The sequence below is a fragment of the Bradyrhizobium zhanjiangense genome (assembly GCF_004114935.1).
In the GTDB taxonomy this organism is placed as follows: Bacteria; Pseudomonadota; Alphaproteobacteria; order Rhizobiales; family Xanthobacteraceae; genus Bradyrhizobium; species Bradyrhizobium zhanjiangense.
In genome coordinates, this window is record NZ_CP022221.1 from 3,923,126 (window position 1) to 3,941,808 (window position 18,683).

22 protein-coding genes and 1 pseudogene are annotated in these 18,683 nt (G+C 64.8%); 18 read left to right on the plus strand and 5 right to left on the minus strand.

The features are described 5' to 3' along the window. The first annotated feature begins 47 nt into the window (after positions 1-47). From XH85_RS18420 to adhP, 11 genes and pseudogenes are all read left to right on the plus strand, one after another. Positions 48-494: an SRPBCC family protein gene (locus tag XH85_RS18420; protein WP_128932943.1), complete on the plus strand. Its 447-nt coding sequence runs from the start codon at positions 48-50 to the stop codon at positions 492-494. 135 nt (positions 495-629) lie between these two features. Next, positions 630-1,115, plus strand: a complete 486-nt coding sequence (locus XH85_RS18425) for a (2Fe-2S)-binding protein (RefSeq protein ID WP_091888943.1) — start codon at positions 630-632, stop codon at positions 1,113-1,115. 33 nt (positions 1,116-1,148) lie between these two features. Next, on the plus strand, positions 1,149-1,955 hold the full coding sequence (locus XH85_RS18430) for an FAD binding domain-containing protein (protein ID WP_128932944.1): 807 nt from the start codon (positions 1,149-1,151) through the stop codon (positions 1,953-1,955). Between the two features lie 62 nt (positions 1,956-2,017). Further along, entirely contained in the window at positions 2,018-2,941 is a 924-nt protein-coding gene (locus XH85_RS18435) for an AAA family ATPase (RefSeq protein ID WP_128932945.1), read from the plus strand. Between the two features lie 163 nt (positions 2,942-3,104). After that, complete coding sequence (locus tag XH85_RS18440) at positions 3,105-4,307, plus strand: vWA domain-containing protein (protein WP_128932946.1); 1,203 nt, start codon at positions 3,105-3,107, stop codon at positions 4,305-4,307. Between the two features lie 10 nt (positions 4,308-4,317). Then, the gene (locus XH85_RS18445) at positions 4,318-4,641 is read left to right on the plus strand and encodes an XdhC family protein (protein ID WP_008564652.1); all 324 of its coding nucleotides are present in this window, start codon (positions 4,318-4,320) and stop codon (positions 4,639-4,641) included. Between the two features lie 2 nt (positions 4,642-4,643). Beyond that, positions 4,644-5,345: an XdhC family protein gene (locus XH85_RS18450; RefSeq protein WP_128932947.1), complete on the plus strand. Its 702-nt coding sequence runs from the start codon at positions 4,644-4,646 to the stop codon at positions 5,343-5,345. After that, the gene (locus XH85_RS18455) at positions 5,342-6,946 is read left to right on the plus strand and encodes an NTP transferase domain-containing protein (RefSeq protein ID WP_128932948.1); all 1,605 of its coding nucleotides are present in this window, start codon (positions 5,342-5,344) and stop codon (positions 6,944-6,946) included. Before XH85_RS18450 ends, XH85_RS18455 begins: the two co-directional genes overlap by 4 nt. Positions 6,947-7,155: 209 nt before the next feature. Further along, positions 7,156-7,545 carry a DUF4189 domain-containing protein gene (locus XH85_RS18460; protein WP_091888931.1) on the plus strand — a complete coding sequence of 130 codons (390 nt, stop codon included), beginning with the start codon at positions 7,156-7,158 and terminating at the stop codon, positions 7,543-7,545. A gap of 174 nt (positions 7,546-7,719) precedes the next feature. Then, positions 7,720-8,130: a DUF2000 family protein gene (locus XH85_RS18465; RefSeq protein ID WP_128932949.1), complete on the plus strand. Its 411-nt coding sequence runs from the start codon at positions 7,720-7,722 to the stop codon at positions 8,128-8,130. 135 nt (positions 8,131-8,265) lie between these two features. Continuing rightward, positions 8,266-9,260: pseudogene (gene adhP, locus XH85_RS18470) on the plus strand (alcohol dehydrogenase AdhP). Between the two features lie 105 nt (positions 9,261-9,365). On the opposite strand, the gene XH85_RS18475 reads toward adhP, so the two are convergent. Genes XH85_RS18475 through XH85_RS18485 form a run of 3 tightly spaced genes read right to left on the minus strand, consistent with a single transcriptional unit; the run spans position 9,366 to position 10,597 of the window. Continuing rightward, complete coding sequence (locus XH85_RS18475) at positions 9,366-9,779, minus strand: GFA family protein (protein ID WP_128932950.1); 414 nt, start codon at positions 9,777-9,779, stop codon at positions 9,366-9,368. Positions 9,780-9,791: 12 nt separating this feature from the next. Continuing rightward, positions 9,792-10,265, minus strand: coding sequence for an SRPBCC family protein (locus XH85_RS18480; protein WP_128932951.1), 474 nt, complete (start codon positions 10,263-10,265; stop codon positions 9,792-9,794). Next, complete coding sequence (locus XH85_RS18485; protein WP_128932952.1) at positions 10,262-10,597, minus strand: ArsR/SmtB family transcription factor; 336 nt, start codon at positions 10,595-10,597, stop codon at positions 10,262-10,264. The genes XH85_RS18480 and XH85_RS18485 overlap by 4 nt, the downstream gene beginning before the upstream one ends. A 108-nt stretch (positions 10,598-10,705) precedes the next feature. Between XH85_RS18485 and XH85_RS18490 the strand changes: the two genes are divergently transcribed. The 6 genes from XH85_RS18490 to XH85_RS18515 all read left to right on the plus strand — a co-directional run bounded on the left by XH85_RS18490 (position 10,706) and on the right by XH85_RS18515 (position 16,704). Further along, entirely contained in the window at positions 10,706-11,401 is a 696-nt protein-coding gene (locus XH85_RS18490; protein ID WP_091888919.1) for a TetR/AcrR family transcriptional regulator, read from the plus strand. Continuing rightward, positions 11,398-12,186: an HlyD family secretion protein gene (locus XH85_RS18495; protein ID WP_128932953.1), complete on the plus strand. Its 789-nt coding sequence runs from the start codon at positions 11,398-11,400 to the stop codon at positions 12,184-12,186. The genes XH85_RS18490 and XH85_RS18495 overlap by 4 nt, the downstream gene beginning before the upstream one ends. After that, positions 12,183-13,115: an ABC transporter ATP-binding protein gene (locus tag XH85_RS18500; protein WP_128932954.1), complete on the plus strand. Its 933-nt coding sequence runs from the start codon at positions 12,183-12,185 to the stop codon at positions 13,113-13,115. Before XH85_RS18495 ends, XH85_RS18500 begins: the two co-directional genes overlap by 4 nt. 12 nt (positions 13,116-13,127) lie before the next feature. Further along, entirely contained in the window at positions 13,128-14,291 is a 1,164-nt protein-coding gene (locus XH85_RS18505; protein ID WP_128932955.1) for an ABC transporter permease, read from the plus strand. Positions 14,292-14,321: 30 nt separating this feature from the next. Continuing rightward, positions 14,322-15,629, plus strand: a complete 1,308-nt coding sequence (locus XH85_RS18510) for an adenylate/guanylate cyclase domain-containing protein (RefSeq protein ID WP_128932956.1) — start codon at positions 14,322-14,324, stop codon at positions 15,627-15,629. 160 nt (positions 15,630-15,789) lie between these two features. Beyond that, entirely contained in the window at positions 15,790-16,704 is a 915-nt protein-coding gene (locus tag XH85_RS18515; protein ID WP_128932957.1) for a PhzF family phenazine biosynthesis protein, read from the plus strand. Between the two features lie 180 nt (positions 16,705-16,884). Here XH85_RS18515 and XH85_RS18520 read toward each other — a convergent pair whose 3' ends face one another. Together XH85_RS18520 and XH85_RS18525 are read right to left on the minus strand one after the other, a co-directional pair. Next, a complete protein-coding gene (locus XH85_RS18520; protein ID WP_128932958.1) occupies positions 16,885-17,346 on the minus strand; it encodes a DUF488 domain-containing protein in 462 nt (153 codons plus the stop codon). 8 nt (positions 17,347-17,354) lie between these two features. Further along, positions 17,355-18,191 (minus strand): DUF72 domain-containing protein, encoded by an 837-nt coding sequence (locus XH85_RS18525; RefSeq protein ID WP_128932959.1) that lies wholly within the window; start codon positions 18,189-18,191, stop codon positions 17,355-17,357. A 101-nt stretch (positions 18,192-18,292) separates the two neighbouring features. On the opposite strand from XH85_RS18525, the gene XH85_RS18530 reads away from it, so the two are divergent. Then, the gene (locus tag XH85_RS18530; RefSeq protein WP_128932960.1) at positions 18,293-18,658 is read left to right on the plus strand and encodes a hypothetical protein; all 366 of its coding nucleotides are present in this window, start codon (positions 18,293-18,295) and stop codon (positions 18,656-18,658) included. Positions 18,659-18,683: the final 25 nt, after the last annotated feature.

Below are 18,683 nucleotides of genomic sequence, written 5' to 3' on the forward strand. Positions count from 1 at the left end.
GTGCGTTACTTGAACAGCATTATAGTTGTGCGATCCGGGAGGCACCCATGGCCATGACGATGAACGGCGAAGTCCAGCTTGCGGCGTCGCGCGAGGCCGTGTGGGACAAGCTCAACGATCCCGAAGTGCTGAAGGCCTGCATTCCCGGCTGCGAGGAGCTGGAGAAAACTGACGACGGCGGCTTTCGCGCAACGGCGAAAATGAAGGTCGGCCCGGTATCCGCGCGCTTCAGGGGCAAAGTCATGCTGTCCGATCTCGACCCGCCCAATGGCTACAAAATCTCTGGTGAGGGTGAGGGCGGGGTGGCCGGCTTCGCCAAAGGCGGCGCGGCCGTCAAGCTCGCGGAGAAGGACGGCGGCACGCTGCTCTCCTACGACGTCGAGGCGCAGATCGGCGGCAAGTTGGCGCAGCTCGGCCAGCGCCTGATCAACGGCGCTGCCAAGAAGCTGGCCGACGAATTTTTCGCGAACTTCGCCAAGGCGGTACAGGGCTGAAGGCTATCGCCTTTCGGCATGGCGCCTTGCGTCCGGGGTGATGTTGCCCCCGGGCATAATGGCCCATATGATGGGTTGGAATAATTATAAGAACCGCTTCGATGGGACCCGTCGGGGCGCTGATAGAGAGTGCTTATGGCAAAAATCTCCCTCATCGTGAACGGCAATCCAGTCACGGCCAACGTCGATCCCCGCACCCTCCTGGTGCAGTTCCTGCGCGAGAATCTGCGGCTGACCGGGACCCATGTCGGCTGCGACACCTCGCAGTGCGGCGCCTGCGTCGTGCATCTCGACGGCAAGGCCGTGAAGTCCTGCACCACACTGGCGGTGATGGCCGACGGCCACGAGGTCAAGACGATCGAGGGACTGGCCGCGGACGGTGCGCCGCTGCATCCGATGCAGGAAGCCTTCCGCGAGCATCATGGGCTCCAGTGCGGCTTCTGCACGCCCGGCATGATCATGACTGCGATCGACATCGTGCATCGCAAGGGCCATGAGCTCGACGACAACACCATCCGCGAAGAGCTGGAAGGCAATCTCTGCCGCTGCACCGGCTATCAGAACATCGTGGCCTCGATCTCCGCCGGCGCGAAGGCGATGGCCAAATCCGATCTCGCGTAAACCGCGCGCGCACTCCGCGATCAGGACACACCCATGTACGAATTCAAATATCATCGCCCTGGGACCGTTCGCCAGGCGGCCAATCTCCTGGTGAAGAACGAAGACGCCAAGGTGATCGCCGGCGGCCACACGCTGATCCCCGTCATGAAGCAGCGTCTCGCCAACCCGCCGCATCTGGTCGACCTCTCTCACATCGAGGGGCTCGACACGATCGAGATGAAGGGCCGCTCGCTGGTGATCGGCGCCACCGCCAAGCACGCCGAGGTCGCGGCCTCCGCCGTCGTCGGCGAGGCGATCCCGGCGCTCGCCAGCCTTGCCGGCGGAATCGGCGATCCCGCCGTGCGTCACAAGGGCACGATTGGCGGCTCGCTCGCCAACAACGATCCAACCGCAGATTATCCGGCCGCGGTGCTCGCGTTAGGGGCCACCATCGTCACCAACAAGCGCCGCCTCAAGGCCGAGGAGTATTTCCAGGGCCTGTTCTCGACCGCGCTGGAAGCTGACGAGATCATCACCAAGGTGATGTTTCCGCTGCCGAAGAAGGCGGCCTACATCAAATTCCGCAACCAAGCCTCGCGCTATGCGCTGGTCGGCGTGTTCGTGGCGCGGCGTCCGTCGGATGTACGCGTCGCCGTCACCGGTGCGGGCTCCGAAGGCGTGTTCCGCGTCACCGCGTTCGAGGAGGCCCTGAAGAAGCGCTTCTCGGCGAAGGCGCTTGACGGCATTGCGGTGCCGGCGGAAGGCCTCAACAGCGACATCCACGGCAGCGCCGAATACCGCGCGCATCTCATTGGCGTGCTGACGCGCCGCGCCGTCGATGCCGCCAATGCCAAGGGATGAGCTGACCTCATCCCTCGGCCCAAATCTGTCCCCGGTGAGGGCGTAGCGAGACTGGCTTTTTCATGACTTCAGCGGCCTCTTCTTCCGGTGCTTTGCCGGCATCGGTCGATGCGATGCTCGAACTCCTGACGTCGCGCGGCTACCTCGCCGAGCGAGCGCTGGCCACGGTGACCTACCTGTCGCTGCGCATGGGCCGGCCGCTGTTCCTGGAAGGCGAAGCCGGCGTCGGCAAGACCGAGATCGCAAAGGTGCTGTCGGCAGCACTTGGGCGGAAGCTGATCCGCCTCCAGTGCTACGAGGGCCTCGACGTCTCCTCCGCTGTCTATGAGTGGAATAGCGCCGCGCAGATGATCGCGATCCGGATGGCGGAAGCCGCCGGCGACACCGATCGCGACCAGCTCTCGAGCGACATCTTCGCCGACCGCTACATGATCAAGCGGCCGCTGCTTCAGGCGCTGGAGCCCGACGTTGCCGGTCCCCCGGTGCTGCTGATCGACGAGCTCGACCGCGCCGACGAGGCGTTCGAGGCGTTCCTGCTCGAAATCCTCAGCGATTTCCAGGTGACGATCCCCGAATTCGGCACCGTGAAGGCGCCGCACCCGCCGATCGTCATCATCACCTCCAACCGCACCCGCGAGATCCACGATGCGCTGAAGCGGCGCTGTCTCTATCACTGGGTGGACTATCCCGCCGCCGAGCGCGAGCTCGCGATCGTCAAGACGCGCGTGCCCGGCATCTCGGCAAAACTCTCGCAGCAGGTGGTGCGCTTCGTCCAGGCGCTGCGCAACCAGGACTTCTACAAGTCGCCGGGCGTCGCCGAGACCATCGACTGGGCCACCGCTTTGTCGGAGCTCGACGCCCGCTCGCTGACCCCGCAAGTGGTCGGCGATACGCTGGGCGCACTGCTCAAATACCAGGACGACATCACGCGGATGCAGGGCGATGCCTTGCAGAAGGTACTGAAAGACGCGACGACCGACAATTGACGCGCGTTAATTGAGTTCGTCGTTCCGGGGCGCGCGTAGCGCGAGCTACGGTGCGCAATTGCCCACCTGAGAATCCATCGGGCCGCAGAGTCGGTGGATGAATGGAGTCCGGGCTCGCGCCAAAGAGGGCGCGCCCCGGAATGACGAGGGGATGGATACGACCATGGCCATCAATCACCTTGCCCCGGAGCAAACCGAGCAGTTCGCCGACAACATCGTCGGCTTTGCCCGCGCGCTGCGTGCAGCTGGCATGCCGGTCGGACCGGGCGCCGCCATCGACGCCATGAGCGCGCTCCAGGTGATCGACATCGGCAGTCGCGCCGATGTCTTCACCACGCTCGAGGCGATCTTCGTCAAGCGCCACGAGCATGCGCTGATCTTCAAGCAGGCTTTCAACCTGTTCTTCCGCGCCTCGGAAGAATGGAAGCACATGCTGGATTCGGTGCCGCTGCCGGAGCAGGCCAGGAAGAAGCCGCAGGCAGGCTCCCGCCGTGTGCAGGAGGCGATGTCGCAGCCGCGGATGACGGAGACGCCGCAGCACCAGGAGCAGGATCTGCGCCTGTCGGTCTCCGACAAGGAGATCCTGCAGAAGAAGGACTTTGCGCAGATGAGCGCGGCTGAAATCGCCGAGGCGCTCCGCGCCGTCGAGCGGATGCACCTGCCGCAAGCCGAGCTCCTGACGCGCCGGCAACGACCCGATCCGCGCGGCCTGCGGCTCGACCTGCGCCGCACGCTGCGCGCATCTTTACGAACCGGCGGCGACATCATCGACATCCATCGCCTTGGACGTATCGAGAAGCCCGCGCCGATCGTCGCGCTGCTCGATATCTCGGGCTCGATGAGCGAATATACCCGCCTTTTCCTGCATTTCCTGCATGCCATCACCGATGCGCGCAAGCGCGTCTCGGTGTTTCTGTTCGGTACCCGGCTGACCAACGTCACCCGCGCCCTGCGCCAGCGCGACCCCGACGAGGCGCTGGCAAGCTGCTCGGCCTCGGTCGAGGACTGGGCCGGCGGCACGCGGATCTCGGCCTCGCTGCACAACTTCAACAAATTGTGGGCACGGCGCGTGCTGAGCCAGGGCGCCATCGTGCTGCTGATCTCCGACGGGCTGGAGCGGGAGGCCGATTCCAAGCTGGCCTTCGAGATGGACCGGCTGCACCGCTCCTGCCGGCGGCTGATCTGGCTGAACCCGCTGCTCCGGTTCGGCGGCTTCGAGGCCAAGGCGCAGGGCATCAAAATGATGCTGCCCCACGTTGACGAATTCCGCCCGGTACATAATTTGAGTTCGATCCAGGAGCTGATCACCACGCTCTCCCGGCCGCTGCCGCCGCATCACCGCAGCCTGATCCGCTCCGCAGCTTGAGAGGCCAGCCATGCTCGATCGCGACGAGGATATTCTGAAGGCAGCGGAGGACTGGCAAAAGGCCGGCCGTGGCGTTGCGCTCGCCACTGTGGTGGAGACCTGGGGCTCGGCGCCGCGCCCGGCGGGCTCGAGCCTCGTCATCAACGACGAGGGCACGTTCTTAGGCTCCGTCTCCGGCGGTTGCGTCGAGGGCGCCGTGGTCACCGAGGCCATGGACGTGATCGAGAGCGGCAAGCCCAAGATGCTGGAGTTTGGCGTTGCTGACGAGACCGCCTGGAATGTCGGGCTGTCCTGCGGCGGCACCATCCGCGTCTTCGTCGAGAAGGTGGGTTAGTCGTGAAGTTCGCGATCCTGCACGAACTCAACGCCGAGCGCGCCGCGCGCCGGCCGGTGATTCTGGTGACGGACACCGAGAGCGGCGAGCAGCGCTTGGTGAAAGCCAAGGACTTTGCCAAAGATCCGCTGCACGCAGAACTCGACAAGCAGCTTCGTATGGGCAAGAGCGCCAATGTCGAGGCCGGCGGCAAGAAGCTGTTCCTCAACGTATACGCGCCGACCGCAAAACTCGTCATCGTCGGCGCGGTGCATATCAGCCAGGCCTTGGCGCCGCTGGCACGCTCGCTCGGCTACGACGTCACGGTCGTCGATCCCCGCACGGCCTTTGCGAGCCCCGAGCGCTTCCCCGACATTCCGCTCGTCGCGGAATGGCCTGACACGGCGCTGCCGTCGCTCAATGTCGATGCTTACACCGCTTTCGTCGCGGTAACGCACGATCCCAAGATCGACGATCCCGCGCTGCTGCACGCCTTCGAGCGCAACTGCTTCTACATCGGCGCGCTCGGCTCGCGGAAGACACATGCGAAGCGCGGCGACCGGCTGCGGGCGCAGGGCGCCAAGGAGAGCGACATCGCGCGCATTCACGCGCCCATTGGCCTTGCGATCGGCGCGGTTTCTCCGGCCGAGATCGCGGTGGCGATCATGGCCGAGATCACGGCGGTGCTGCGGCTGCCTCCAAAACAAAAAGAAGAAGCGGCATGAAGTTCGGCCCGGCGAGCCCCAAGGATGCGATCGGCGGGGTGACCGTTCACACCCTGCGCCAGGGACCGCTGGTGCTCAAGAAAGGCACGACGATCGGCCCCGCCGAGGTCGAGGCGCTGGAGCGCGCTGGGATCAAGGACATCGTGGTCGTGCGCATGGAGGCTGGCGACGTCTCCGAGGACGTTGCGGCCGCCAGCATCGCGCTTGCCGTCGGCGGCGAGGGCATCCATGTCGAGCGCGCCTTCACCGGCCGCGCCAATCTGTTCGCCGCGCGGGCGGGCGTGCTGGTGATCGACCGCGCCGCGGTCGATCGCATCAACAATGTCGACGAGGCCATCACCTTTGCCACGCTCGCCGCCTACAAGCCGGTGGTCGAGGGCGAGATGGTCGGCACCGTCAAGATCATCCCGTTCGGCGTCGAAGAGGGTTTGCGCGATGCCGCGGTCAAGGCGGCCGGCAAGGACGTGCTCAGAGTAGCGCCTTATGTGGTCAAGCGTGTCGGGGTGGTTTCGACGCTGCTGCCGGGCCTGTCATCCAAGGTCATCGACAAGACGCTGCGTGTTACCGCCGAGCGGCTTGCGCCGGCCGGCGCCAGCATCATCGCCGAGCGACGGGTCCCGCATGAGGAGCAGGTGCTGTCGGCTGCGATCAAGGAGTTGCTGGGCCTTGGCGCCGAGCTCGTCATCGTGTTCGGCGCGTCCGCCATCGCCGACCGCCGCGACGTGATCCCGGCGGCGGTCACCGGCATCGGTGGTGAGATCGAGCATTTCGGCATGCCGGTCGATCCCGGCAATCTGCTGCTGATCGCGCGCGCCGGCGAGGTGCCGGTGCTGGGCGCGCCGGGCTGCGCGCGCTCGCCGGTCGAGAACGGTTTTGACTGGGTGCTGATGCGGCTGCTCGCCGGCATCAAGGTGACGCGGTCCGAGCTGATGGGCATGGGTGTCGGCGGCCTCCTGATGGAGATCGTGACGCGGCCGCAGCCGCGCGCAAAACCCGAGACCGAGGGCAACAGCCAGGTCGCCGCCATCGTTCTGGCGGCCGGCCGCTCCACGCGGATGGGCGGACCGAACAAGCTGCTCGCGGAGTTCAACGGCAAGAAGCTGGTGCGGATCGCCACCGAGCAGGCGCTGGCCTCGAAGGCGTCCGAGGTGATCGTCGTCACCGGACATCAGGCCGAACTGGTCGAGCAGGCACTGCAAGGCCTGAAAGTCAAGTTCGTCCGCAACCCGGATTTCGCCGGCGGCATCGCAAGCTCGGTCAAGGCCGGCATCGCCGCCGTGCCCGAGACCTGCGACGGCGCCCTGGTGTGCCTCGGCGACATGCCGCTGATCGACGCCGGTCTGATCGACCACCTCATCGACGGCTTTGCACCCGACCGCGGCAACCTCATCGTCGTGCCCGTCAGCGAAGGCCGCCGTGGCAACCCCGTGCTGTGGTCGCGCCGCTTCTTCAAGGAGTTGTTGACCCTCGACGGCGATGTCGGCGCGCGGCATCTGATCGCCAAGCACACTGAAGCGGTGGCCGAAGTGCCCGTGGATGGCGAGAGCGCCTTCCTCGACATCGACACCCCGCAGGCGCTGGAAGCGGCAAGACGCGGATGACGCTTCCGTAAACGCTGCCGTAGGATGGGCAAAGCGAAGCGTGCCCACCAATTTGCAGGTAGTTGTGAGGACAGATTGGTGGGCACGGCGCTGCGCCTTTGCCCACCTTTCGGCATCTCTCACCCCTCCGATTTCAACCACCCGTTCACCATCTGGAAACGACCCCCGCTTAGAGTCCCTCCACCTGCCTTGGGGGGAGGGGTTTTTCCATGGCTTCGAACGTCGTCGCGCGCCGTTGCGCGATGTTTTTCTTTGCGTTGTCGGTTTGTGTCTCCGGCGCCCGTTACATCACCGAAGCCCACGCGGCGGGCGCTATTGCGGTCGGCAAGTGCGGCGCGTATGGCCAGGCCTATGATTACGGCGCCGAGCACGAGGCGCGCGCCGCGGCACAGAAACAGTGCAAGGGCGATTGCACGACCGTGACGATGAAGCGCGCCTGCGCTGCGATGTCGGTCGATCTCGCCAATCCCTGCGGCGCTTATGGCTTTGCCGTCAAGCCGAAGATTTCGGACTCGCTCAATGCCGCCACGCGCGAATGCTACAAATATGGCGGCAAGGAATGCGTGATCCGCGCCTGGGCCTGCGACGCCAAGGGTTGATCCTTCGAGCGCTGATTCCTCTTGCTGTCATTCCGGGGCGATGCAACGGTACCGCGCGGTGCGCGGACCTGAGCATCGAGCCTCCCCCGACTTTGGGACGCGATGGATTCTCGATGCGCAGCGCATCAGAGCTCGCGCCAAGTGGCGCGCCCGGAATGACATCTAGGAATACACATGCAGTTCGACACCAAGATCGCTGTCGTGATCCGCACCGATCTTCAAGCTTGGCAGAAGCTCAACGTCGCGTCTTTCCTGACGAGCGGCATTGCCGCGGCCTTTCCGGAATGCATCGGCGAAGCCTATGAGGACGCCTCGGGCACGAAATATCATGCGCTGATCGGCCAGCCGATCCTGATCTATGGCGCCGATGGTCCGGCATTATCGCGCGCGCTCGACCGGGCGCTGACGCGCAACGTCAAGCCGGCAGTCTATACCGAGGACATGTTCAAGACGACGCATGACGCCGCCAATCGCGAAGTGGTGAGGGCGGTGATGCGCACCGACCTCAATCTCGTCGGCATCGCGATGCGCGCCGAGCGCAAGGTAATCGACAAGATCATCGACGGCCTCAAGTTCCATAGCTGAGCCCGCAGGCGCGTCACGTCGTCCGTCGTGTCGTGATGGCGATCGGGTTGCGCAAAGTTTGTGCTGTTTGACGCCCATCAAAGGAGGACCGCTCGGTATCGCTAGTCTCAGTCTGTAATGCAAAGGAGCAGACCGATGCCGACCATGAAAGCCGCAATTGTCAGACAATTCGGCAAGCCGCTGGTGATCGAGGACGTGCCGGTGCCGCAGCCCGGTCCGGGCGAGGTTCTGGTCAAGGTGAAGGCCTGTGGCGTCTGTCACACCGATCTGCACGCCGCGTCCGGCTTCCCGGCCATGAAGCAGCCGGCATCGTCGCCGCGGTCGGGTCCGGCGTGAAGAACCTGAAGGTCGGCGATGCCGTGGGCGTCGCCTGGCTGCACGATGCATGCATGTCTTGCGAATATTGCGAGACCGGCTGGGAGACGCTGTGCGAGCACCAGCACAACACCGGCCACAGCGTGAACGGCGGCTTCGCCGAATATGTCATCGCCTCGGCCGCCTTCGCCGCAAAGCTGCCGGCGAGCGTCGATTTCGCGGCCATTGCGCCGATCCTCTGCGCCGGTGTTACCACCTACAAGGGATTGAAGGAGACCGAGGCGCGACCCGGCGAGTGGGTCGTGATCTCAGGCGTCGGCGGGCTCGGCCATGTCGCAATTCAGTACGCCAAGGCGATGGGGCTCAAGGTCGCGGCGGTCGATATCGCCGAGGACAAGCTCGCGCTCGCACGTGAGGCCGGCGCCGATCTCGCGGTCAACGCACTCGCGGCAGGCGCCGTGGACAATGTTCTTGCGGCAACAGGGGGCGGGGCGCATGGCGTGCTGGTGACGGCGGTGTCGACCGCAGCGTTCGCCCAGGCACTGAAGATGGTGCGCCGCAAGGGCACCGTCAGCCTCGTCGGCCTGCCGCCGGGCGAATTCCCGACGCCGATCTTCGATGTCGTGCTCAAGCGCATCACCGTGCGCGGCTCGATCGTCGGCACACGGCGCGATCTCGACGAAGCCATCGCGTTTGCCTCGGACGGCAAGGTCAAGGCCGAGGTGACGAAGGTGCCGCTCACGCAAATCAACGACGTTTTCGACCGCATGAAGGCCGGCAAGATCGACGGCCGCATGGTGCTGGATTTTGGCTAAAGCATGATCCGGAAAAGTGCGAAGCGGTTTTCCGAACAGATCATGCTCAAACAACAACCTAAAGCGCGATGACGATTCATCCCAATCTCATCGCGCTTTAGCATCTCACCCCGGCGGCATGCCTTCGAACTTTATCAGGCTGGCGTCGAGGCGATCCCAGTCATAGCCGCGCGCGGCGAAAGTGACCGCCTGCGGCTTGTAGCGGCCGGGCTCGTCGAGGGTTGCGGCGCGGATCGTGAAGACGCCAGGCTGTGCCGCGAAGGTCATGTACACAGGCACGCCGCATTGTGTGCAGAAGCCGCGTGTCTTCACGTTGCCGCTGTCGGCGACCATGTCCCAATGCTTCGCTTCGCCGGTCAGCGTGACGCCGGCGCGCGCGAACGTTGCGTACGAGCCATGGCCGCTGCCGCTTTCCCGCTGGCAGTCCCGGCATTGACAGTGATTGCTGAACAGCGGCTCACCGGCAATCGAATAGCGGATTGCGCCGCAGGCGCAGCCGCCAGTAAAAGGCTTGTCCATCGCGATATCTCCTCACTTCTCGCCGCTGATCTCGTCGAGCTGTCTGACGACCTTCTTCCAGCCGCCGCTCATCACGTTGTAGGCCGACTCGTTCCTGGGCATCACGAAGCCCGCATGGACAAGGCGAATCCGCGTGCCGGCTTCGACCGGGGTGAGGGACCACGTCACGACAGTGTCGAGCGGCGCGCCGTAACCGGTGTTGCGCTCATCGCCGCCCTTCCAGGCGTAGACGAGGCGCCTGTTGGCCACGACCTCGAGAACCCGGCAATGAATGACGCCATCCCAAGCGCCGCCAGGGGTGGTCTGGAACGTGAAGGTGTTGCCTTCACTCGCCTCGAAGCCGGTCGGCTGCATCAGCCAGCGCGCGATCAACTGCGCGCTGGTCAGCGCCTTCCAGATCGTCTCCGGCGCATGAGGGAGCACTTCGTCAATGACGATGTCCCGGATGTTGTCTTGGGTCTCGGCTTTCAACTCGGCTGCATTCACGGATCGATCTCCTTCAAGAGGTCACGCAGGTTCTGGAAGCGCTCGCGCCAGAACACGCCGTAGTGGTCCATCCAGGTGATCAGCGGCTCGAGGCCGCGCGGCGCGACGCGGTAGTAGACATTGCGGCCCTCGGCGCGCTCGGCGACGAGGCCGGCTTGCTTGAGGGATTTCAGGTGCTGCGAGATCGCGCCTTGGGTCACGCCGCTGCCGCGTGTCAGCTCGGCGACGCTGATTTCCCTGCTGTCGAAGACGCGTTCGAACACCGCGCGGCGCGTTGGGTCGGCGAGGGCGCGCATCACGGCGGTTACGGGGTTGGGGGTGACTTCCATCATGAGAAACGCATTAGCATGTGCTAATTCATTAGTAAACACTAATTTGTCGTGTCGGCCTCGACTTCTTCGTTGATTGACAATGACTGACTAGTCAGTCATAAATAGCAAATGACGAAGAAGCCCGCCAGAACAGCGATTGCATCCGTGGCCCGAGCCGGGAGCCACGCACCCGAAGCCGGCGCTGACGCCGAGGCCCGCGTGTCAAACCGCGCCGCCCGGGCCGCGGAGCGGCGTGCAGCGATCGTGGAGGCGGCGATGGACGAGTTCATCACGCGCGGCTTTGCCGCGACGCGGCTCGACGACATCGCGAAGCGCGCCGGTGTCGCCAAGGGCACGATCTACCTGCACTTCAAGGACAAGGAATCGATGTTCGAGGAGCTGGTGCGCATTGTCATCGTGCCGGTGGTCACGCGCCTCACGGCGCTGCCGCCGCCGGTGGGCTCGGTGCGCGACCTGATAGAGGCCTTCGCCGGCAACTTCCTGAAGGAGGTCATCGGCACCAGGCGCGGCGATCTCGTCCGCCTGATCGTGGCGGAGGGGCCGCGCTTTCCATCCGTTGCCGATTTCTACTACCGCGAAGTGGTCTCGCGCGGGATTGCCGCCATGCGCGCGCTGATCGAGCTCGGCATCGCCCGCGGCGAGATTCGGGAGAAGGATCTCGCGCGCTATCCACAGATACTGGTCGCGCCCGCGATGATCGCGGTGATCTGGCAGAGCCTTTTTGTGCGGCATGCGCCGCTCGACGCGCAGGACATGCTGCGCGTTCATCTCGATTTGATTTTTGGCGAACGGAGGACGACATGAGGTCGTCACGAGCGATTTTTGGATTTGCATTGGCCGTCGTGCTCGCAACCGTGCTTGCAGCCTGCAACGAGAAGCGCGATCCCGGATTCCAGGGCTGGGTCGAGGCCGACATGATCTTCGTCAGCCCGGACGAGGCCGGCCGGGTGACCAAGCTCAATGTCCGCGAGGGGGACGAAGTCAAGGTCGGCGATCACCTCTATTCCGTCGATGACGATCTCCAGCTGGCCGATCTCAACCAGAACAAGGCGACGCTGGCGAATGCGCAGCAAACCTATGACCGGGCGGCGTCGCTGAACAAGACCGGCTCGGGCACGCAGGCCAATCTGGACTCCGCCGTGTCCGCCTTGCGCGTCGCACAAGCGCGGGTGGCGACGTCGGAGACGCGGATGGCGCGACGCAAGGGCTTTGCGCCGGTCGCCGGCACCATCCAGCAGATCTATTTTCGCGAGGGCGAGATGGTGGCGGCGCAGCGGCCGGTGCTCTCGATCATGCCGCCCGGCAACATGAAGCTGCGCTTCTTCGTGCCGGGGGCCGAGCTGCCGAAGCTCGCCATCGGCGACACGGTGCGCATCGCCTGCGACAATTGCGCGGCCGATCTCACCGCAAAGATCTATTTCATCGCAACCTCGGCCGAATATACCCCGCCCGTCATCTACAGCCTCGATGAGCGCAACAAGCTGGTCTATCTGATCCAGGCGCGGCCCTCGCGGCCCGACGCCTTGCGCGTCGGACAGCCGATCGACGTCCATCTCAATCCGAAGACACCGGTGGCGGACAAGCGATGAGCGGCGGCAACGGCATCGCGATCGACGTCAAGGGCCTGACCAAGTCGTTCGGCGGCCGCGAGGTCGTGCACGATCTGTCGATGCAGGTGAAGCGCGGCTCGATCTACGGCTTCCTCGGGCCGAACGGCTCTGGCAAGACAACGACCATCCGCATCCTCTGCGGCCTGCTCACGCCCGACAGCGGCGAGGGCACCTGCCTCGGATACGACATCCGCCGCGATGCCGAAAAGATCAAGCGCCAGGTCGGCTACATGACTCAGCGCTTCAGCCTGTACCAGGACCTCTCGGTGCGCGAGAATCTCGAATTCGTCGCCCGGCTCTATGGCCTCACTGACGCGCGTGGCGCTGCTCGCGACATGATCAAGCGACTCGGGCTCTCCGGCCGCGAGGAGCAGCTCGCCGGCGAGCTCTCTGGCGGCTGGAAGCAGCGCCTGGCGCTAGGGGCCTGCACGCTGCCCAATCCGCAACTCCTGCTGCTCGACGAGCCGACCGCCGGCGTCGATCCCAAGGCGCGGCGCGACTTCTGGAACGAGATCCATGCGCTCGCCGCCGACGGCCTCACCGTGCTGGTCTCGACCCACTACATGGACGAGGCCGAGCGTTGTCACGAGATCGCCTACATCGCCTATGGCCATCTCCTGACGCATGGCACGGTGGAGCAGGTGATCGCCAAATCCGCGCTCACCACCTACACTGTCACAGGCGAAGACCTGAATGGGCTCGCGGCCGAGCTCACCGGTAAGCCCGGCATCGACATGGTGGCGCCGTTCGGCACCTCGCTGCACGTTTCGGGGCGCGACGTCGCTGCGCTCGAAGCCAGCATCGGGCCGTGGCGCGAGAAGAGCGGCCTGGACTGGCAGAAATCGTCGCCATCGCTCGAAGACGTGTTCATCGAGCTGATGAGCCATTCCAAGGACAATTTCCAGTAAGGACAATGTCCAATGAGCGTTGTCGATCATCCCGCGCCACAGCACGAAATCCGGGAGCGCTTCGGCTTCTGGAGACGCTCCTATGCGATGCTGATCAAGGAGTTCATCCAACTGAGGCGAGATCGCGTCTCGTTCGCGATGATCGTGATGCTGCCGGTGATGCAGCTCATGCTGTTCGGCTACGCCATCAATACCACGCCCCATAATCTGCCGAGCGCGGTGCTGCTCCAGGAGGATTCCGATCTCGCCCGCTCGATCCTGAAGGCGCTGGAGAACACCGCCTATTTCCGCTTCCTCTATGAAGTGCACGACGTTGAAGATTTCGACAATCTGCTGAAATCCGGCAAGGTGCTGTTCGGCGTCGAGATCCCGCGCGGCTTCGAGCGGGCGGTGCGGCGCGGCGACAAGCCGGCGCTGCTGGTCGCGGCCGACGCCACAGATCCCGTTGCGGCGAGCTCGGCGATCGGTTCGCTCGGCATGGTCGTGCAGACCGCGCTCAAGCACGATCTCTACATCGGCGATCCCCCGGAGATGCCGTTCGAGATCCGCGCGCATGCCCGTTACAATCCAGCCGCGGCCTCCAGCCTCAACATCGTGCCGGGCCTGGTCGGCACCATCCTCACCATGACCATGCTGATCTTCACCGCGCTGTCGGTCACGCGCGAGGTCGAGCGCGGCACCATGGAGAGCCTGTTGTCGATGCCGATCAAGCCGGTCGAGGTGATGTTCGGCAAGATCGTGCCTTACGTGCTGGTCGGCTTCGTGCAGGCCTTCCTCATCATCGGCATCGGCGTCGGCCTGTTCGGCGTACCCGTGCTCGGCAATCTGTTCCTGCTGGCGCTGCTCTCGACGCTGTTCATCACCACCAATCTGTCGATCGGCTACACCATCTCGACGCTGGTGCAGAACCAGCTCCAGGCCATGCAGATGTCGATGATGTTCTTCCTGCCCAGCATCCTGCTCTCCGGCTTCATGTTCCCGTTCGCGGGCATGCCGGCCTGGGCGCAATATGTCGGCGAGGCCCTGCCGCTGACCCATTACCTGCGCATCGTCCGCGCCATCATGCTGAAGGGCGCGACCATGCAGAACCTGCGCTTCGACACGCTGGCGCTGGCGGCCCTGATGCTGCTCGCCATGACCATCGCCGTGACGCGCTTCCGCCGCACGCTGGATTGAGGCACAATGCCCCCGGAATCGAGGGGTGAAATGGTCAGGTTTGCAAGCAGGAAAGCCCGGCAGCATGCCGTGCTGTCGGAGGATTTCGAGCGCGAGCTGACGCGGGAGGTGCTGCGCACCGAGCTGTTGCGGGTGCGCGCGCTGATCATGACGGGCTGCGTCATGATGTTGTTCCTCACCACGATCTACCTGATCGATCCCGCTGTCGTGAACCGGGTCTGGCGCGGAACGGAAGGGCTCATCGAGATTTACGGCCTTCTGGTCGGCTTCATCCTGTTCGAGGTCTGGGTCCACACCCAGATCAGGAAGAACCTCCGCCTTGATCGCGACCTGCCGGTGATCAGGCGCTATCTCGGCACGCTGATCGAGACGTCGCTGCCCACGGTGATCCTCATTCTCCAGATCCGGACCATGGGCGCGACCCAGGCGCTCGGCTTCGCCGTGCCGCTGATGTACTTCATCTTCGTCATTCTCTCGACGCTGCGGCTCGATTTCTGGCTCTCCACTTTCACGGGGCTCGTGGCCGCAGCCGGGCTCCTAGCAATCGCGCTGTATTACAATTCGGCGAGCGAGGCCGACGAACCCCTGATTTATTTCCACGCCGTGCGGAGCATCATCATCCTGATCTGCGGCGTGCTCGCCGGCGCCGTCGGCGCCCAGCTGCGGCGGCAATTTGCCGCGAGCATTGCGGCGACCACCGCGCGGGACCGGGTGACGAATCTGTTCGGCCAGCACGTCTCCCCGCAGGTGGTGGAGCGGCTGATGGCGGCGGGAACGACTGCAGGCGGCGACCTCCGCCGCGTCGCGGTGATGTTCGTCGATTTCCGCGGCTTCACGGCCGGTGCGCAGTCGCGCACGCCTCAGGAGGTAGTCGACCGGCTCGACGGCGCCTTCGCCGTTTTGGTCGATATCCTCGACCGCCACGGCGGCATCGTGAACAAGTTCTTGGGCGACGGCTTTCTCGCGCTGTTCGGCGCGCCATTGGAGGCCTCCGACGCCGCGCACCGCGCGGTCGCTGCCGGCCGCGAGATGCTGACGGCGATGGACCGCATCAACGCGCAGACGAGCTGGCCGCTGCGGATCGGCATCGGCATCCATTTCGGCGAGGTCGTCGCCGGCAACATCGGCTCGCCCCGGCGCAAGGAATACACGGTCATCGGCGACACCGTGAATTTCGCCTCGCGCCTGGAGGCGCTGAACAAGGAGCTCGGCTCCCAGCTCCTGATCTCCGAGTCCGTGCGCGAGGCGCTGGGAGACGACGGCAGCGATGCCGTCGCGCTCGGCGAGGTCGAGGTGCGCGGCTATGAGCGGCCGGTCGCGGTGTTTCAGCTGGGGTGAGCGCTGTCTAGAGCGGGGCGTAGGCAAGGCGCCCGCAACGTCGCTTCCGCGAATGCTCCGATTGCTCCGAATTTTGGGGCATGACGGGCGATGTCGCCGGCCTGTAGACTTGTCGGCGATGCGGCCGGTTGCGGCCGCGACTTGCATGGGGAAGTGAAAGATGCAGCGCCGCTACATCACCGTCGATGTGTTCACCGACCGCGCCTTCGGCGGCAATCAGCTCGCCGTGGTGCTCGATGCCGGCGGGCTGTCCACTCAGCAGATGCAGTCAATCGCCACCGAGTTCAACTATTCCGAGACGACCTTCGTGCTGCCGCCGCGTGACAAGGCGAATGATGCCGAGGTGCGCATCTTCACCCCGGTCAGGGAGATGCCGTTCGCGGGTCACCCGAATGTCGGCACGGCCTTCGTGCTGGCGACGATCGCCAAGGAGCCGAAGCCGCGCTTGCTGTTCGAAGAGAAGGCCGGACTCGTGCCGGTCGACGTCCGGCGGGAGCAGGGCCGGGTGGTGAGCACCGAGCTCACCGCGCCGCAGCCGCTGGCGCGGTTGTCGCAACTGTCGGCCGCGGATGCCGCGAGCTGCATCTCGCTCAGCGCGGAGGATATCAGGGTCGACCGTCACGCGCCGCAGGTCGTCGGTGTTGGAACGCCATTTTTGGTGATCGAGCTGCATTCGCGCGATGCGCTCAAGCGGGCGAGGTCCGACGCGGCGGCCTTCGGCAGGATATTTCCGCGCGACGGCGCAGTCTCGGCCTGGTTCTATACGCGCGATGTGCCCGCGGCGGAGGCGCCCTGCGAGCTTCAAGCGCGGATGTTCATGCGCGGCGCCGGCGGTCTCGCCGAGGACCCTGCCACCGGCAGCGCCACGGTCGCGGCCGCCGCGCTGTTCGCCGATCTTGACCCCGCGCGCGACGGCGAATTGAAGCTCACGGTCGGCCAAGGCTTTGACATGGGCCGCCCGAGTCTGCTGCTGACGCGGGTGCGCAAGCAGGACGGCAAGATCATCTCGGCCCATGTCGGCGGCAGCTGCGTGCAGATGATGGAAGGGACGTTTCGGTTGGCGGGAGAGGGCTAGGGTGCTCTCAGCTCGTCATTCCGGGGCAGCGCATCGCATGCGGGTAGACCCGTCATCCTGAGCTGCGAGCCCTTGCGAGCCTCGAAGGATGTACGGCCGAACCGCACCTCGGTGGCACGCCGTCGTCCTTCGAGGCCTCCGCTTCGCTACGGCACCTCAGGATGACGGCTACGGCGGCAGCTACACCTGCCGCCCCGCCAAATTCTTCACCGCCACGCCATCGCGCTCCTCGATGATCTCCGCGATCATCTGGCGGTGGCAGTGGGTGTGGTCGCGCTCGTAGCAGAGCAGGCACACGGGGCCGGCCTTCTTCACCAACGCCGAGAGCTCGTCCATCTCTTCTCGCGCCTGCGGCGTCTTCAGGTGCTGTGAATAGATTTTTTCCAGCACATCGTATTGGCCGCTGCGGGCGGCGAGGCGGCCTTCCTTCGGCGTGCCGAGCGCGGCGAGATGGATATAGGCGATACCGCGTTCGTCGAGTCCTGCGGAGAGCTGCTTCTTGGAGAATCCCGGCCGTCGCGAGGACGTCACCGCGCGCACGTCGACCACGAGCTTGACGCCGGCCTGTTCCAGCTCGTCCAGCACGGCCTTGGGCGGCGTCTGCTCATAACCGATGGTGAAGAGCTTCTTCGCCTTTGCCATGGGAGACCTCAGCTCACACGGGCGATCAGTTCCATGGCGCCGTGCGGCGCGCGCACCTTGCCCTCGTGGATGACGTAGGCGAACACGTCGCGTGGCTCCTTCTTGGGCTTGGCCTTGTCAACCTTCGGAAGGTCGTCGGGCTCGCTTCCCGACGCCCAGGCCTGAAAGCGCTCGGCCCAGGCATCGAGCTGCTTCGGCGGATAGCAGGTCTTGATCTCGTCATTGCCCTTCTGAAGCCGCGCATAGACGAAATCGCCGGTGACGTCGGCAATCGCCGGATATTTGCCGTGCTCGGCGAACACCACCGGCGTCTCGAATTCGCGGATCAGCGCGACGAAGTCAGGCGTGCAGAAGCTGTCATGGCGCACTTCCACGACGTGGCGCAGCGCGCGGCCCTCGAGCTTGCGCGGCAACAGCTCCAAGAACTTGCCGAAATCGGCGCCGTCGAATTTTTTGGTCGGCGCGAACTGCCAGAGCACCGGCCCGAGATGGTCGCCGAGCTCCAGCACGCCGGAATCGTAGAATCGTTTGATGGAATCGCCGGCCTCGGCGAGCACGCGGCGGTTGGTGGCGAAGCGCGGTCCTTTCACCGAGAACACGAAACCGTCCGGCACCTCGCTCGCCCATTTGCGAAAGCTCTCCGGCTTCTGCGAGCCGTAATAGGTGCCGTTGATCTCGATCGAGGTCAGTTTCGAGGCGGCGTACGACAACTCCTTGGCCTGCGTCAGCTTCTCCGGATAGAACACGCCGCGCCAGGGCTCGAAGGTCCAGCCGCCGATGCCGATGAAGATGTTGCCGGATTTTTTGGACGCGGTTTTTGCTTTGGCCACGGAAGGATCTCGCATCGACGGGGAGGGGCCTCATCCTAATCAAACCAGTTGTGATTGGCCAGTTGGCCCGTCCCGTCTAAGCTCGCGAGCCGGACCCGCGAAGCAGGAGAACAAGAATGCGGATGCTGTTGCTGGGAGCCGCGCTCGTCATGATGACATCTGCTGCCATGGCGGATGACGACGATGCGAAAAGCGCACAGAAGCTCGCCCAGCAGGGCCGCGACGATTACTGGCATTGCCTGGCGCGGGAATATTCCCGCGACTCAAATCAGGGCCTGTCGGAACAAGATTTTGGCCGTTCGGTCGCGGGCGCCTGTCCGTCGGAGCGGCAATATTACCGGGTGGTGCTGCTCGACTATCTCACCACGCAATATCCCAACGTCGATTCCGGTGCCCATCTCGCCACCGCGAACAGGGCGGTGGAGTCGGCGCAGAAGGACATCGTGACGGCCTTCGTCAAGCACCGGCCGCCGCAGAAATAACTCCATTGACCGTTGCTGCCCGGCA

Bases quoted from the DNA above. Each gene is read 5' to 3' on its own strand.
- XH85_RS18420 (WP_128932943.1), top strand. From the start codon at position 48: ATGGCCATGACGATGAACGGCGAAGTCCAGCTTGCGGCGTCGCGCGAG.
- XH85_RS18425 (WP_091888943.1), top strand. From the start codon at position 630: ATGGCAAAAATCTCCCTCATCGTGAACGGCAATCCAGTCACGGCCAAC.
- XH85_RS18430 (WP_128932944.1), top strand. From the start codon at position 1,149: ATGTACGAATTCAAATATCATCGCCCTGGGACCGTTCGCCAGGCGGCC.
- XH85_RS18435 (WP_128932945.1), top strand. From the start codon at position 2,018: ATGACTTCAGCGGCCTCTTCTTCCGGTGCTTTGCCGGCATCGGTCGAT.
- XH85_RS18440 (WP_128932946.1), top strand. From the start codon at position 3,105: ATGGCCATCAATCACCTTGCCCCGGAGCAAACCGAGCAGTTCGCCGAC.
- XH85_RS18445 (WP_008564652.1), top strand. From the start codon at position 4,318: ATGCTCGATCGCGACGAGGATATTCTGAAGGCAGCGGAGGACTGGCAA.
- XH85_RS18455 (WP_128932948.1), top strand. From the start codon at position 5,342: ATGAAGTTCGGCCCGGCGAGCCCCAAGGATGCGATCGGCGGGGTGACC.
- XH85_RS18460 (WP_091888931.1), top strand. From the start codon at position 7,156: ATGGCTTCGAACGTCGTCGCGCGCCGTTGCGCGATGTTTTTCTTTGCG.
- XH85_RS18465 (WP_128932949.1), top strand. From the start codon at position 7,720: ATGCAGTTCGACACCAAGATCGCTGTCGTGATCCGCACCGATCTTCAA.
- XH85_RS18475 (WP_128932950.1), bottom strand. From the start codon at position 9,779: ATGGACAAGCCTTTTACTGGCGGCTGCGCCTGCGGCGCAATCCGCTAT.
- XH85_RS18485 (WP_128932952.1), bottom strand. From the start codon at position 10,597: ATGATGGAAGTCACCCCCAACCCCGTAACCGCCGTGATGCGCGCCCTC.
- XH85_RS18490 (WP_091888919.1), top strand. From the start codon at position 10,706: ATGACGAAGAAGCCCGCCAGAACAGCGATTGCATCCGTGGCCCGAGCC.
- XH85_RS18495 (WP_128932953.1), top strand. From the start codon at position 11,398: ATGAGGTCGTCACGAGCGATTTTTGGATTTGCATTGGCCGTCGTGCTC.
- XH85_RS18500 (WP_128932954.1), top strand. From the start codon at position 12,183: ATGAGCGGCGGCAACGGCATCGCGATCGACGTCAAGGGCCTGACCAAG.
- XH85_RS18505 (WP_128932955.1), top strand. From the start codon at position 13,128: ATGAGCGTTGTCGATCATCCCGCGCCACAGCACGAAATCCGGGAGCGC.
- XH85_RS18510 (WP_128932956.1), top strand. From the start codon at position 14,322: ATGGTCAGGTTTGCAAGCAGGAAAGCCCGGCAGCATGCCGTGCTGTCG.
- XH85_RS18515 (WP_128932957.1), top strand. From the start codon at position 15,790: ATGCAGCGCCGCTACATCACCGTCGATGTGTTCACCGACCGCGCCTTC.
- XH85_RS18520 (WP_128932958.1), bottom strand. From the start codon at position 17,346: ATGGCAAAGGCGAAGAAGCTCTTCACCATCGGTTATGAGCAGACGCCG.
- XH85_RS18525 (WP_128932959.1), bottom strand. From the start codon at position 18,191: ATGCGAGATCCTTCCGTGGCCAAAGCAAAAACCGCGTCCAAAAAATCC.
- XH85_RS18530 (WP_128932960.1), top strand. From the start codon at position 18,293: ATGCGGATGCTGTTGCTGGGAGCCGCGCTCGTCATGATGACATCTGCT.